At 63.7% G+C, this 13,114-nt stretch carries 12 protein-coding genes; 6 read left to right on the top strand and 6 right to left on the bottom strand.

From position 1 onward, the window contains the following. Positions 1-12: 12 nt before the first annotated feature. From IVA81_RS01960 to IVA81_RS01940, 5 genes are all read left to right on the top strand, one after another. The gene (locus IVA81_RS01960) at positions 13-1,167 is read left to right on the top strand and encodes a CaiB/BaiF CoA-transferase family protein (RefSeq protein ID WP_247311445.1); all 1,155 of its coding nucleotides are present in this window, start codon (positions 13-15) and stop codon (positions 1,165-1,167) included. 30 nt (positions 1,168-1,197) lie between these two features. Next, the gene (locus tag IVA81_RS01955; protein WP_247311442.1) at positions 1,198-1,812 is read left to right on the top strand and encodes a histidine phosphatase family protein; all 615 of its coding nucleotides are present in this window, start codon (positions 1,198-1,200) and stop codon (positions 1,810-1,812) included. Between the two features lie 67 nt (positions 1,813-1,879). Then, the gene (locus IVA81_RS01950) at positions 1,880-2,131 is read left to right on the top strand and encodes a hypothetical protein (RefSeq protein WP_247311437.1); all 252 of its coding nucleotides are present in this window, start codon (positions 1,880-1,882) and stop codon (positions 2,129-2,131) included. 130 nt (positions 2,132-2,261) lie between these two features. Further along, on the top strand, positions 2,262-2,423 hold the full coding sequence (locus IVA81_RS01945) for a DUF2934 domain-containing protein (protein ID WP_247311434.1): 162 nt from the start codon (positions 2,262-2,264) through the stop codon (positions 2,421-2,423). A gap of 264 nt (positions 2,424-2,687) precedes the next feature. Next, on the top strand, positions 2,688-3,026 hold the full coding sequence (locus IVA81_RS01940; protein WP_247311431.1) for a DUF2934 domain-containing protein: 339 nt from the start codon (positions 2,688-2,690) through the stop codon (positions 3,024-3,026). A 251-nt stretch (positions 3,027-3,277) separates the two neighbouring features. Here the strand turns inward: IVA81_RS01940 and IVA81_RS01935 are convergent, their stop codons facing one another. Together IVA81_RS01935 and IVA81_RS01930 are read right to left on the bottom strand one after the other, a co-directional pair. Next, the gene (locus IVA81_RS01935; protein ID WP_247311429.1) at positions 3,278-3,670 is read right to left on the bottom strand and encodes a tautomerase family protein; all 393 of its coding nucleotides are present in this window, start codon (positions 3,668-3,670) and stop codon (positions 3,278-3,280) included. A 36-nt stretch (positions 3,671-3,706) separates the two neighbouring features. Next, the gene (locus IVA81_RS01930) at positions 3,707-4,681 is read right to left on the bottom strand and encodes a catalase family peroxidase (protein WP_247311426.1); all 975 of its coding nucleotides are present in this window, start codon (positions 4,679-4,681) and stop codon (positions 3,707-3,709) included. Positions 4,682-4,839: 158 nt separating this feature from the next. On the opposite strand from IVA81_RS01930, the gene IVA81_RS01925 reads away from it, so the two are divergent. Continuing rightward, complete coding sequence (locus IVA81_RS01925) at positions 4,840-5,727, top strand: LysR family transcriptional regulator (protein ID WP_247311423.1); 888 nt, start codon at positions 4,840-4,842, stop codon at positions 5,725-5,727. A 140-nt stretch (positions 5,728-5,867) separates the two neighbouring features. Here IVA81_RS01925 and IVA81_RS01920 read toward each other — a convergent pair whose 3' ends face one another. The 4 genes from IVA81_RS01920 to IVA81_RS01900 all read right to left on the bottom strand — a co-directional run bounded on the left by IVA81_RS01920 (position 5,868) and on the right by IVA81_RS01900 (position 13,103). Next, on the bottom strand, positions 5,868-6,851 hold the full coding sequence (locus IVA81_RS01920) for a hypothetical protein (RefSeq protein WP_247311420.1): 984 nt from the start codon (positions 6,849-6,851) through the stop codon (positions 5,868-5,870). Between the two features lie 1,310 nt (positions 6,852-8,161). Then, positions 8,162-9,949: a peptide ABC transporter substrate-binding protein gene (locus IVA81_RS01915; RefSeq protein ID WP_247311417.1), complete on the bottom strand. Its 1,788-nt coding sequence runs from the start codon at positions 9,947-9,949 to the stop codon at positions 8,162-8,164. 224 nt (positions 9,950-10,173) lie between these two features. Further along, a complete protein-coding gene (locus IVA81_RS01905; RefSeq protein ID WP_247311415.1) occupies positions 10,174-11,697 on the bottom strand; it encodes a malonyl-CoA synthase in 1,524 nt (507 codons plus the stop codon). After that, positions 11,694-13,103, bottom strand: coding sequence for a malonyl-CoA decarboxylase (locus IVA81_RS01900; RefSeq protein ID WP_247311412.1), 1,410 nt, complete (start codon positions 13,101-13,103; stop codon positions 11,694-11,696). Before IVA81_RS01900 ends, IVA81_RS01905 begins: the two co-directional genes overlap by 4 nt. Between the last annotated feature and the right edge of the window lie 11 nt (positions 13,104-13,114).

Below are 13,114 nucleotides of genomic sequence, written 5' to 3'. Positions count from 1 at the left end.
AAGGAGTTCGTCTTGACCGGACCTTTGCAAGGCTTTCGCGTCGTCGAGATGGGGGGCATCGGACCAGCGCCCTTCGCGGGCGCGCTGCTCGGCGACCTCGGGGCAGATGTCGTTCGCATCGATCGCATCGCGAAACCGGGCATTGAACCGGATCTGCCCGCGCGGTTTGACTTCTACAATCGCAACAAGCGCTCGGTTGCGCTCGATCTCAAGAAGCCAGAGGCGATTGCGACGGTGCTGAAACTCGTGGCGCAGGCGGACGCCCTGATCGAGGGGTTTCGTCCGACGGTGATGGAGCGGCTGGGGCTTGGCCCGGACGTCTGCCGCGCGGCCAACCCCCGGCTGGTGTATGCGCGCATGACGGGGTGGGGGCAGGACGGGCCGCTGGCGCAGGAGGCGGGACACGACATCAATTACCTCGCGCTGACCGGTGCGCTGCATTGTCTCGGTGATGCTGACCGGCCGCCGTTGCCTCCGCTTAATCTCGTCGCCGACCTCGGTGGTGGTGCGCTCTATCTCGTCGTCGGGCTGCTCTCGGCAGCGATGGAGGTGAGGAGATCGGGGCAGGGGCAGACCGTCGACGTCGCCATGATCGATGGCGTGACGCATCTCATGTCTGCGCTTCAGGCGTTCCGCCAGCAGGGAAGCTGGACCGAGCGGCGGATGGACAATATCGTCGACGGCGGAGCGCCGTTTTATCGTACCTACGGAACCAGCGACGGAAAGTTCGTCGCGGTCGGAGCGATCGAGCCGCATTTCTACGCCAATCTGTTGAATGTCATGGGTCTCGGTAGCGAAGAGCTGCCCGATCAGAACGATCGTTCGGCGTGGCCACAGTTGCGCGCGCGTTTTTCCCGCATTTTCGCTGGGCGAACGCGCGATGAGTGGGTCGCTGCCGCGATGGGTCACGATGCCTGTCTTGCGCCGGTGCTGACAATCGACGAGGCACCGTCGCATCAGCAGATGAAAGCGCGAAATGCTTATGCAACATTCGACGGAGTGCGGCACCCAAGCCCGGCGCCGCGCTTCTCCCGTACGCCCTCCGAGCTCCGTCGGCCGCCCCCGGTGCCGGGCCGTGACAGCCGCAATACGCTGGCCGATTGGGGGCTTGCCGAGCACGAGATCGCGGCGCTCGAGGTCAGCGGAGCGATGGCGCAGGCCCAATGACCGGAGAGTTTTGCGGCGGAGAGCACGACGGTGACGAGTAGGCGCACAGGCGGAACGAAGCTGATCATTGTCAGGCATGGCGCTCCCCACGAGGATCACCCGCACGAGCCCGGCGATCCGCCCCTCACAATGGAAGGTCGCCAGCAAGCGGTCCGGCTGGCCGCGCAGCTTGCTGCCGAAGGCATCGATCAGATTGTGTCGAGCCCGCAGCGGCGCGCCTACGAGACAGCGCAACCGTTGGCGGACGGGCTCGGCCTGCCTATTGAAGTTCTGGAGGGGCTTGCCGAAGTGGATCGCGGCACTGACCGCTATCGATCCCCCGAGACGATCAGAGGCGAGACGCCGGAACGCTGGCATGAATTCCTGGCGTCACCCATCGCGTACTTCGGATTGAGCGAGGAAGGGTTCCGCTCGACCGTCCTCGGAGCATTCGCTGGGTTGTTCGCGTCCGATGCGAGCGCCATCGCCGTTTTCAGCCATGGCACGCCAATCAAGGTGCTGCTCCGGCACGCGCTCGGGCTGGAGAGCCGTGCTGCGCTCTCAATCGGGCATTGCTCCGTGACACGGATCTCCGGCACCTCCATTGATGAGATGGTTGTCGAATGCGTAGCCGACCAGCGGATTCCATCCGGAACGGGATGCTAGTCCGCCGATGCCCAAAGGCTAGGCGTTCGGCCAACCTCCTCTCGCCCGTGGGCGAGCCGTTGCCGACATGGACGCCCAGCCGGTGATGGAGAATCCCGCCCAAGGCCTCCAGATCCGGGGCATCACGCCCCGACTCGCACCTCCAATCCAGCAAGATTTTGGAACCACTAAGGATTTTCCTTTTTTGGAAGGTGGTGGCGGATCCCTCTCCCGCTACCAATTCAATCTGCTCACGTCCGATATGTCAGGCACGGTTTGGGCGCCAAGCCGCACGGAGCACATTGTCCGTCGCGTCGTCGCCTGGCGCATCCGCGACTAGGAACTCCCGCGCACGATCAACGCTTGAATCCGCGGGCCAGCCTCGCCGCCGATCGCTGGCCTGCGCGACCCCGCCTTCAGCCCCCCATACCCCCCAGGGTGGGGCCGCGCTTCACAAGCAGGAGATGCAATTGTCCGAGCCGACCGAGCAAGAGATCAGAGACCGCGCGCACCGCTTGTGGGAGCAAGCCGGCAAGCCCGAAGGCCGCGAGGAAGAATTTTGGCACGCGGCCGAGCAGGAGCTGCGCAACGAGGACAAGTCGAACACGTTGCGGACGCCGGATACGTTGTGACCGACAAGAATTGCCCATTCTGCCAGGGTCTGGGATGGGTCTGCGAAAACCATCCGCTCCGGGTCTGGAGCGAACAACTCGGGGGCTGCCGCTGCGGTGAGGGCATGCCCTGCACCTGCAACACGACCGAAGATCCCGAGATACGCGTGGTGATCGTCGAAGCCGACACGACGTGGCACTGACGGCGTCGACCCGATGTGATGGTGCGTCGGCGCTGCGAGCTGCACCTGAGGGAACAGACCATCCCCGAAAGGAATTCAGTGTTTGACCAGTACGGGCTCTGAAGACAATCCTTATCCCACGGCAGTGTCGGCGGTGGACGAACAGAAAAAGATCGAGCACCAAATCGAACTCGCAACGCGAGCGGCCGCGCTCGTCAAGGACGAAACCACCGGCCAGCGCTTCAGGAGTTTCGCCGAGGAGCTGAAGCGAACGCTCCGTCGCATGATGCGGCGCGGCCAAGTGCGCGCGCGTGCGTACGAGCTCTGGGAGCAGGCTGGCCGGCCAACGGGTCGCGAGCTGGAGTTCTGGCTCGAAGCGGAACGGCAGCTGGAGGAGGAACGCGAGGAGCGGAAGTCGTCCGACGCGTCCCCGAAACGATAGAGGCGAGCTCTGCAAGGGGTCGTCATGCCCGGGACTCCCCGTTCTCAGTGCCGCATTGCAATGAAAAAAAAGCCGCCGGGCTCTTCACCCTGGCGGCCTCGAAAAGTCCGTAGCTGTTGATCGCCTCCGCAGCCTCGAGCGTACCGCCGTTACCTTGTTTGCGGCCATGCGCTGTCATTGTAGGCGGAGGCGCGTGATTCTGCTGTGATCTGAAGCACACAGTGGAAAAGAGGATGGCGGGGCGTCCAGCCTCACGCCAGCTCGCCGGTCACAAACTGCGCGCGGCCGAGGCCAAACGACCAGTCGGCATCGCCGTTCTCGACAAAGGACACGATGATATCCGAGCTGTCGAGGCCGCAGGCATCCTTCAGCATCCGGCACAGCAGCTCGTAGAACCGCAGCTTCTCGTCCTCGGTTCTGGTTCGGGATCGCACCTCGACCAGCACGACCTTGTCGGTTCGCGCGATGCCGAGGCCGGTGTCCAGGGCGATCATCCGGCCCGGACGGTATTCCGAGACCAACTGATAGCGGTCGCCCTCGGGCACGTGAAACGCGGCGACGACCGCCGTATGCGCCGCGTCGAGCAGCGTCTTGATCTCGGCATCGGTCCGGCCTTCGTGCATGTTGAATCGGAGCAGCGGCATCTGGTTGTCCTTTCTCTGGTTTTCGAGGGATCTGCGTCACTGACGGCGGCCGAACGACACCGGGTAGGCCTCTCCGCGCGCCTCGATCGTCGGATCGGCGGCCTCAATGCCTGTTGGCAGCGCGTTCGGCAGGAACAGCAGCGACTTGTCGGCGGCGTCATCCGCGACGATGCGCGTGAGCGAGAGCGTGCCGAGCTCGGCGGTCTCGCGACTGTCGGGCCAGGCGATCGAGGGATCGTCGAGCTTGTCGCCGGCGCCTGCGAGCTGCAGCAGGAGACGAAACGCGACGGCCTGCTTTGCCGCGCGCTGCCTGATCTCCGCGATCAGATAATCCGGCTGCATCCTGGCCGCACTGTCGTCAGAGAGATATCTCGCGCCGGCGACCGGCTGCAGCTGATAGCGTCCGAAAATCGTCTGGCCCGCGGCGCTGGTGAACTTGAATGTGTTGACGCCGAAATAGGGCAGCGTCGCAAAGCTCTCGGGCGCCGGCTTCGGCGCCGTCAGGAACGCCTTGGCCGTGGGATGGCTCGCGAGATAAGTGTCGAGCGGCGTCGGCTTTGCGGCGTTCGGCCCGGAATGGCCGAGCGCAACGAGGAGATCGCGGAAGTCTGCCGGGCTCGCCGACGGGAAGCCGTTGAAGGAATGCGTGACGAGATCGGTCTCGCTGCCATCAGGCAATTTGAACTTGATCGCCATGCCGTGCGGGCTCGCGAGCGGATCGTTGTCGGCAATGCCGGGCACGCCGGCGAAGTTCGAGAAGCGGACGACCACGGGTACCGCGGTCGTTTGCAGATGCGGCGCCTTGCTGATGCGGGACGCCGTCGCTGATGGCGTGAAGCTGCCTTCGAGGATGATGCCCTTGGCGTGCACGGCACGCGCGTGATGCTGGCCGAACACGCCATTGAGCGCATCGACCAGCTGGTCGGGCGCCGGTGGCTCCGCCGCAAGCACCGGGGTGGCGGCAATGACGCTGGAGATCAGGATCAGGGCGAGACGGGAGGACTTGCGCATGGTTCACCTCGGCGGGTTGAGCAGGGCGTTTTGCCTCTTGCATTGAAGGCTTGACCCGCATGATCTACGGCGCATAAAATTGCACATCAATGAACGATAATACGCCTACATTGTGCAAAAAGTGTCGTTCTAGCGAGTGGTTCGAGAGGGTGTCGTCAATGGATTGGGAGCGGGTGAGGATATTTCTGGAGGTCGCGCGCGCCGGGCAGATCCTCAAGGCGTCGAAGAACCTGCGCCTCAACCACACCACGGTGGCGCGTCAGGTGACCGCGCTGGAGAAGAGCCTGAAGGCAAAGCTGCTCGAGCGGCACACCGCCGGCTGCACGCTGACCGCCGCCGGCGAGGCGCTGGTCCAGGCCGCCGAGCGCGCCGAAAGCGAGTTTCTCAAGGTCGGCGCCAGCATCGGCGGCAGCGCGGACACCATCAGCGGCACGGTGCGCGTCGGCGCGCCTGATGGCCTTGGCAATTTCTTCCTCGCCGGGCATCTCGGCGCATTGGCCGCGCGCCATCCGGGACTGGTCATCCAGCTCGTGCCGCTGCCGCGCACGTTCTCGCTGTCGCGGCGCGAGGCGGATATCGCGATCACGCTGGACCGGCCGAAGCAGGGCCGGCTCATCCTGTCCAAGCTCACCGACTACAGCCTCAGCGTCTACGCCTCGCAGGCCTATCTGAAGCGTGAGGGGCCGATCGAGGCCCAGGCCGATCTCGCCGGCCGCCTGTTCGTCACCCACATCGAGGATTTCGCCTACAGCCGCGCGCTCGACTATGCCGCCGCCCTCGGCCGCCTGATGTCCCGCCGCTACGAATGCGGCAGCATCGTCGCGCAGATCGAGGCGGTCCGCGCCGGACACGGCATCGGCATCCTGCACGACTACGCGGCAAGCCGTTATCCCGAACTGCGCCGCCTGCTGCCGGACGTGCGCTTCGTCCGAAACTACTGGCTGACGTCACATCCCGACACCCACGGCACGCGGCGGGTGCAGGAAGTGCACCGGTTCATTGCGTCGACAGTGAAGGCGGCGCGGGGGGCGTTTGAGTTGGGGTGAGGGGGGCGTCAGGTGCGTAGGATGGGTTGAGCACTCGCGAAACCCATCATGGTTCGTTGCAATCAAGCCGCTGATGGGTTTCGCTTCGCTCTACCCATCCTACGGGTTGTTGATTGGGCCTCCCCGAACGGGAAGCCTTTTCATTTGCTCGCCCGCTTCCTCACAGGCTTCTTAGCGGCGCGAAGCTTCATGCTGATCTGTTGCTCCGCGGGCGTAAACTCCAAAACCTCGACGATTTTATAGCGCGTCTCAGCGTGCTCATCGTTCGGTGGTGTAACTTCCATCTTCACTCTATAGCGGTCATTCATGAATGACCCGCCGCGCTTTACCGCGTCCTTGGCAATGCTGGTGCCCTTGATGTCAGCATAGATAGGTTTCTTCCGATACAGGAACCGCCAGTTAGGAGCCTTCGGTTCAAATACGGGGCCATGAGAGTACAAGGTAGCGGTGATGACTTTTGGCTTCTCTTCCTCATCATCGACCATCTCCATATCGCCTGGGCCCTCGCAAGACGCGACAATCGCCCTAATGTCATTCGCTTCGAAAGACGCAAGCGGCTTGTCGTTTTTGCGAAACTCGATCGCTTTGGCTTCTTTATGCACTATCGGCGTTAACGTCCCCTCGACCGCTTCTAGGACCTGCGGATTCTGAGAGAGCCGGAAAACATCTCTGCCGATTTGAACCGTATTGTTGTTGCCCTCGACCTTGATGAGGACCGCGCCAGGCGAATTCATCACCTCCTGCGCCGACTCAATCTTTCGACCGTTGCGCCACTTCAAATAGCCAAACAGACCCGCTGCTGCCGTACCAGCGGTGACGCCGACTTTTTGCAGGACGTCGGCCGCGTGTTTCACGCCTTCATCATTGAGGAAGTCCTTGACGGTATCTAGGACCGTTTGCAGTGTCTCAAAGTTGATGAGGAAGCACTTGTGTTCGAAATTTGAATCAACAAGCACCTTCATGATTGCGCGGCTCTGATTGAGTTCGGCATTTGCGGCGCGGAGGAGTTGCCCGAATGCTAGCAGCGCCGGACCTAGCGCCTCCACATCCATGCTGTGGTCATTTTCATCGTCGCCGATATAGGCGACCTGAAACCACTCCCGGTTCTGTTCGCTCTCAGCCAATAATTCCCCCACTGGTAGCACCGGCTACAATCGTACATTGTGCGAAAGCCGTCCAGAGGTGCGTAGTCCCCTTCACAATGTTCTATGTTTGTTTCGTGGAATGGAGGGGCTGTCCAGGACAGCGCGTGGGATGGACAGAACATTGCGAAACCCATCATGTTTTTCGTCAGACAAATGTTGATGGGTTACCCACCCTACGAGTTCTACGAGCTTGCGAAAAACGTCGCGCATCCTCGCCAGATAAGCTCTTAATAGTGTGTCGCGCGCTTGGAGCAGTCTTGGCGTGAGACGTTTGAAAATGAGGAATGGGTTGAATGCCGGCATTAAACGATAGTGCCTTTTTGAGGGGTGATGTCCTGTGTCGACACCCCGTCAACCCCTCTCCGCAAAAATATTCCACTTTACCGAAATTCGGTTTTGTCGTATGTGTCGTCCATCCCGGCTCATCCAAGAGGGGCGATCTTGTGTCGTCACTGTCGCGAGCCGGGCTTGCGGTGGACGCGGCAGCGTCGGCATGAGAGGTGCGGGCAGGGCGGGTAGTCCCTGTGAGCTCGCGGCCGTGTGCGGACGAGCGGCGCTGCTAGGTTCGTCTCGCCTGTAAGTTTCCGGCTCCGTCGACAGGGCTGGAAAAACTGCGGGCGAAATGGCGGGCCGTGCGTACGGCAAAACCGTGTGGTCCTGGCCGTCGTTGCTACGGTCAAGCCTTTCGCGGAGATGCGAGCGAGCCCAACCGGGCAGACTGCATCATCCAATTCGCGGGGCGAGGGAGGCCAGAAGGAAAGTTCGGCTCCCGGGAGAGCACGGCATAAGCCGTCCGACCATCGCGCAGGGAAGGCCGAGTGATCGGCGACACCTGTATGCTGCTGTGCGGTCTCCTTTGCGCATTATTCGCGCAGCGGACCGCGGGTGCCAGCCGGCACCCGGCCTTCCCTGCGCCCTCTTGGCTTTTAGAGGGTGAGAGATGAAGCAAAGCTCGGGCGAAATGCGCCGCGAGAACGCGAAGGTGTGTCTGCGATTCAAAGCGTGGCAAAACCCTATGACCGTCACCCCCGCGCAACGGCGAAGCCGTTGTCGCTGGAGGTGCGCGCCCTGCTGCGCATCGCGCGGCAGGGCAAGCCTCGAAGGGCGACGGCCCGACTGCTTCTCGGCCGTTCATCCTTCGAGGCTCCCCATGGGACGCGTTGCGTCCCATGCCTCGCACCTCCAGCGACAACCGCTTCGCGGTTGCGCGGGGATGACGGGACCAACAGCACCGTTATTGCGAGCAAAGCGACTGCTGAGCCGGGACCCGAGCGTCTGCTCGGGCTGCCTCAGGCCCGATGCCACGCCGCCAGATTCCACGTGATGGTGTCCCAGCCCGAGATGTCGACCATGAGGCTGTTGACCTCGGCGTTGACGATGTTGCGGGAGAGCAGCGGCAGGAAGACATGGGCGTCGCAGAAGGTCTCGTCGACCGTGATCAGCAGCGCGGCGCGCTTGACGGGATCGAGCTCGTTCTGCGCGGCCTTGTAGGCCTTGTCGGCTTCGGGGGTGGACCAGCGCGAGATGTTGCGGCCCAGCCATTTGTTGTCCTTGGTGGCGACCTCCCAGGACACGCACTGGTTCAGGAAGCGCTCCGGATCGGGCTGCGGCTGCGTCGTGTTGTACATCTCCATGTCGGCATAGAATTTCGAATAGGTGTCGGGGTTGCCGACATCGGAGGAGAAGAACACCGATGCGGTGACCGATTTGATCTCGATGTCGATGCCGGCCTTCTCGCAGGCCTGCTTGATGATGGCCTGCGTCTTCTGGCGCGGCGCGTTGGTCGAGGTCTGGAAGACGTATTTGAGCTTCTTGCCGTCCTTCTCGCGGATGCCGTCCGCGCCTTTCTTCCAGCCGGCCTCGTCGAGGATCTTGTTGGCCTTGTCGATGCTGAACTCGTATTTGAGCCTGGGCGACTTGAACTGCTTGGGCGCGTTGACGAAGCTCGCGGTGGCGACGCCGCCGCGGCCGTAGATGAACTTCTGGATCGAATCGCGGTCGATCAGGAGGTTGATCGCGCTGCGGACGGCCGGATCGGACAGCGTCGGGTGCTTGGTCTTGGCGTTCGAACGCTCGCCGTCGACCTCGGTCCAGGGATCCGTGGTGTTGAGGATGATGAACTCGACATTGCCGGACGGCGTGACGTCGAGCTTGCCCTTGCCGCTCGCCTCCATGCGCTTGAGCACCTCCTCCTCGACCTGCATGTTCCAGGCAAAGTCGTATTCGCCGGTCTGCAGCACGGCGCGCGCCGCGGACACCGCATCGCCGCCGCCCTTGATCTCGAGCGTGTCGAAATGCGGCTGGTTCTTGATGTGATAATCGGGGTTGCGTTCGGCGCGGATCAGGTCGCCGGGCTTGAACTCGACGAATTTGTACGGGCCGGTGCCGACCGGCTTCAGATTGCCGGGCGCCTCGCGCGACTTGGCGCCGGCATAGTCGCCGAAATGATGTTTTGGCAGGATCTGGCCGACCGAGCCGACGAAGGGATCGGCCCAGAACGGCGTCGGCGCCTTGAAGAACACCTTGACCGTATGGTCGTCGATCTTCTCGACCTTGATGTCCTTGTAGGATCCCGTGCTGTAGGCGGCCGTGGCGAGATCGGCGGCATAGACCCAGGTGAAGACGACGTCGTCGGCGGTGAAGGGCTTGCCGTCATGCCACTTGACGCCCTGCTTCAGCTTCCAGACCACGCTCATGCCGTCGGCGGCGAGGCCGCCGTTCTGCTTGGTCGGAACTTCGGCGGCGAGGCAGGGGATCAGATTGCCCTCCTTGTCCCAGCCGGCGAGCGGCTCGAAGAAGACGCGCGAGGCGATCTGGTCCTTTGTGCCGATCGCGAAGTGCGGATTGAGCAGCGTCGGGGCCTGCCAGAGCAGCATTTTCAGCGGGCCGCCGCCGCCGGCCTTGGTCGGCTTGTACGGCAGCGTGGCATCCGCCATCGCCACGTCGTGCCAGACCAGGATCTGGCTCGCGATCGGGGCCGCAATTCCGATCGCAGCGACCTTCTGGATGAACGAGCGTCGCGACAGCGTGCCTTGCTTCACCTCCGCGACCAGATTCCGGATTTCGTTCTCGTTCATCAGAAGACCCTCCACCCTTGCGAAGATACGTCGACATCGGCCGGAACTGACATGCGCGCGCGTTCAGGAGACCGGACCTCGCGCCCGCCGGACCGTAACGGAAGGGTACAGGCCGAAAGGGGCACGGCACAATGCAGCAAAACGGCCCATGTGGGTAAAGCCCCACTTCAATGCGACCTCGCTGACCGGAAGCAGGTTCTCCGGCCGCACACCAGGCGCGCGATCTAACCCGCCTTGGTCGTGTAGATGGCGGCGAAGCGCTCGCGCAGCAGATTCTTCTGCACCTTGCCCATGGTGTTGCGCGGCAAGGTCTCGACGAAGATGATGCGCTTGGGCTGCTTGAATTTCGCAAGGCGCCCGGCCAGCGCGTCGAGAATGGCGCGCTCGTCCACTGAGGAGTCGGGCGAGCGGACCACGGCGGCGGTGACGCCTTCGCCGAAATCGGCGTGCGGCACGCCGACGACGGCGCTTTCCGACACGCCGGGGATGGCGTCGATCTCGGTCTCGATCTCCTTCGGGTAGACGTTGAAGCCGCCGGTGATGATGAGATCCTTGCCGCGGCCGACGATGTGGAGGTAGCCGTCCGCATCGAGCTTGCCGAGGTCGCCGGTGATGAAGAAGCCGTCGCTGCGGAATTCGGCGGCGGTCTTGTCCGGCATGTTCCAGTAGCCGGCGAACACGTTGGGCCCCTTCACCTCGATCATGCCGACGTCACCAACCGGCAGGATGGCGCCCGTCTCGGGATCGGCGACGCGAACCTCGACCGCGGGAAGCGGCCGGCCGACCGAGCCCGCGATGCGCGCGCCCTCGTAGGGATTGGAGGCGATCATCCCGGTTTCGGTCATGCCGTAGCGCTCCAGGATCGCGTGTCCGGTCCGTGCCTTCCAGGCGCGGTGGGTCTCGGCCAAAAGAGGCGCGGAGCCGGCGACGAACAGCCTCATATTGCCCGTCGTGCGCTCGTTCAAATTCGCGCTCTCGAGCAGGCGGACATAGAAGGTCGGCACGCCCATCAGCACCGTGCTGCGCGCCATCGTCGCCAGGATGCGTTCGACGTCGAACTTCTGCATGAACAGGATGCGCCCGCGCGCGGCGAAGGTGACATTGCAGGCCACGAAGAGGCCGTGAACGTGGTAGATCGGCAGGGCATGGATCAGCACGTCCTTGCGCGAATAGCGCCATTTGTCGACCAGCGTCAGGGCGTTCGAGGCCAGATTGCCGTGCGTCAGCATGGCTCCCTTGGAGCGGCCGGTCGTGCCCGAGGTGTAGAGAATGGCTGCGAGATCGTCGGCCCCCCTCGGCACGGTATCGAAGCCGGCCGGGAAGCTTGCCGCGGCGTCGGCGAGCGAGCCTTTGCCGTGGTGGTCGAGCGTCTCGACCCGGCCGCCCGCCTTGGCGGCGATGGAGCGCAGCTCGGCTTCCTCCCTCGGATCGCACACGATCAATGTCGGCTGCGCGTCGCGAATGAAATATTCGGTCTCGGTCGGCGTATAGGCGGTGTTGAGCGGCAGGTAGACCGCGCCAGCACGCAGCGTTGCCAGATAGAGCGCCACAGCCTCGACCGATTTCTCGACCTTTGCCGCGACGCGGTGGTCCGGGCCGATGCCGTTTCGGCTGAGGAAATTCGCAAACCTTCCGCTGAGGGCCGTGAGATCGGCATAGCTCAACGCCGTGCCGTCGTCTTTCTCGATGCAGATGGAAAGGTCGGACTCCGCGCCGGCGAGCAGATGGTCAAACAGGTTCGAGGTCATGGCGAGATCTTCCGTTGCGAGGTGGTGTGAGGACTGGGAACGAGGTCGCGCGAGGCCAATCTGGCGCGCAGCGCCTTCTTCACCTTGTCGGACGCCACCACGGAGCCGCCTTCCGCGAAGGCTTCGTGGTTCGCTTCGATGTGATCGAGCGCGTAGAGGTAATTGACCATCAGGCCGTGAGACTGCTTCATGCCCTTGGCGGAGGCATCGCCGAGGAAATTCAGCCGCTCCAGCCGGGCGCCGTTGCCGAGGTGGAAGCGGGCGACCGGATCGACCGGCTTGCCCGACGGCAGCTTCGCCTTGAGGAAGTAATAGGCGGCGAGCGCGGTGATGGCGTCTTTCGCCTTCGCGATGTCGCCGCCCTCGTCGAGCGCGGCCAGCGCACGGCGCGTGTCCTCGTCGATCGCGTCGGAGGCCTCGGCCTTGAGCTCGCGCCGGACCCAGCCGGCAAAGCCGGGTACCGGCGACAGGGTGACGAAGGTCTTCAGGTTCGGCAGCTCGCGGGCGAGGTCCTGCACCACCTGCTTGATCAGGAAATTGCCGAACGAGACGCCGGCGAGGCCCTTCTGCGTGTTCGAGATCGAGTAGAACACGGCGGTCGTCGCCTCGCGTGCGGCGATCGCCTGGCGCGGCTTGTCTAGCAGCGGGCCGATCGCGCCCGGAATCTCCCTGGTGAGCGCGACCTCGACGAAGATCAGCGGCTCGTCGACCAGCTGCGGATGAAAGAATGCATAGCAGCGGCGGTCCGGCGGCTCGAGCCGGTTGCGCAGGTCATCCCAGTCCTGGATGGCGTGAACCGCCTCATAGCGGATGATCTTCTCCAAAATGTTCGCCGAGGTGGTCCAGTCGATCGGCCGCAGCACCAGAAAACCCCGGTTGAACCAGGACGAGAACAGGTGGACGAAATCGTCGTCGACCGCCTGGAGCTCGGGATGCTCGCGCAGCAGCGAGAGCAGCACCTCGCGCATCCGCACCAGCGATGCCGTTCCGCCGGGGGCGAGATTGAGGCGCCGGATCAGTTCCTGCCGGCGTGGCTCCGCGGCGGCGTGCAGTGCCTCGAGCTTGGCGCCGTCGCCGCCCTCCTTGCGCTGGTAGGCGGCGATCGCAAGCTCGATCGCACGACGGTCGGGCCCGAACCGATCGGCGAGTGAGGCGAGGAATTTCAGCCGCTCCGGCTCGGCCGCCTGCTCGAAGGCCGCAAGCAGCGATTGCGCAATCGCGACGCCGGAGGCTTCGCCGCGCCGGGACAGCAGCGCTTCGCCCAGCAGCGCGAGATCGCGGTTCTCGCTCGCGTCGCGCTCCGCCTTCATGCCCAGGACTGCGCGGCCACGTTGCGTCAACGTGTCGATCAGCCCGTGCAGGAATTCGGGCGTGGCGATGCGGCCGGATCGGATGTCGTTCAGCATGGGTCGTGCCT

The organism is Bradyrhizobium sp. 141, from assembly GCF_023074055.1.
Lineage (GTDB): Bacteria > Pseudomonadota > Alphaproteobacteria > Rhizobiales > Xanthobacteraceae > Bradyrhizobium.
Note: the sequence above shows the minus strand (reverse complement) of the source record. Positions and strands in the feature narration are given on the sequence as shown.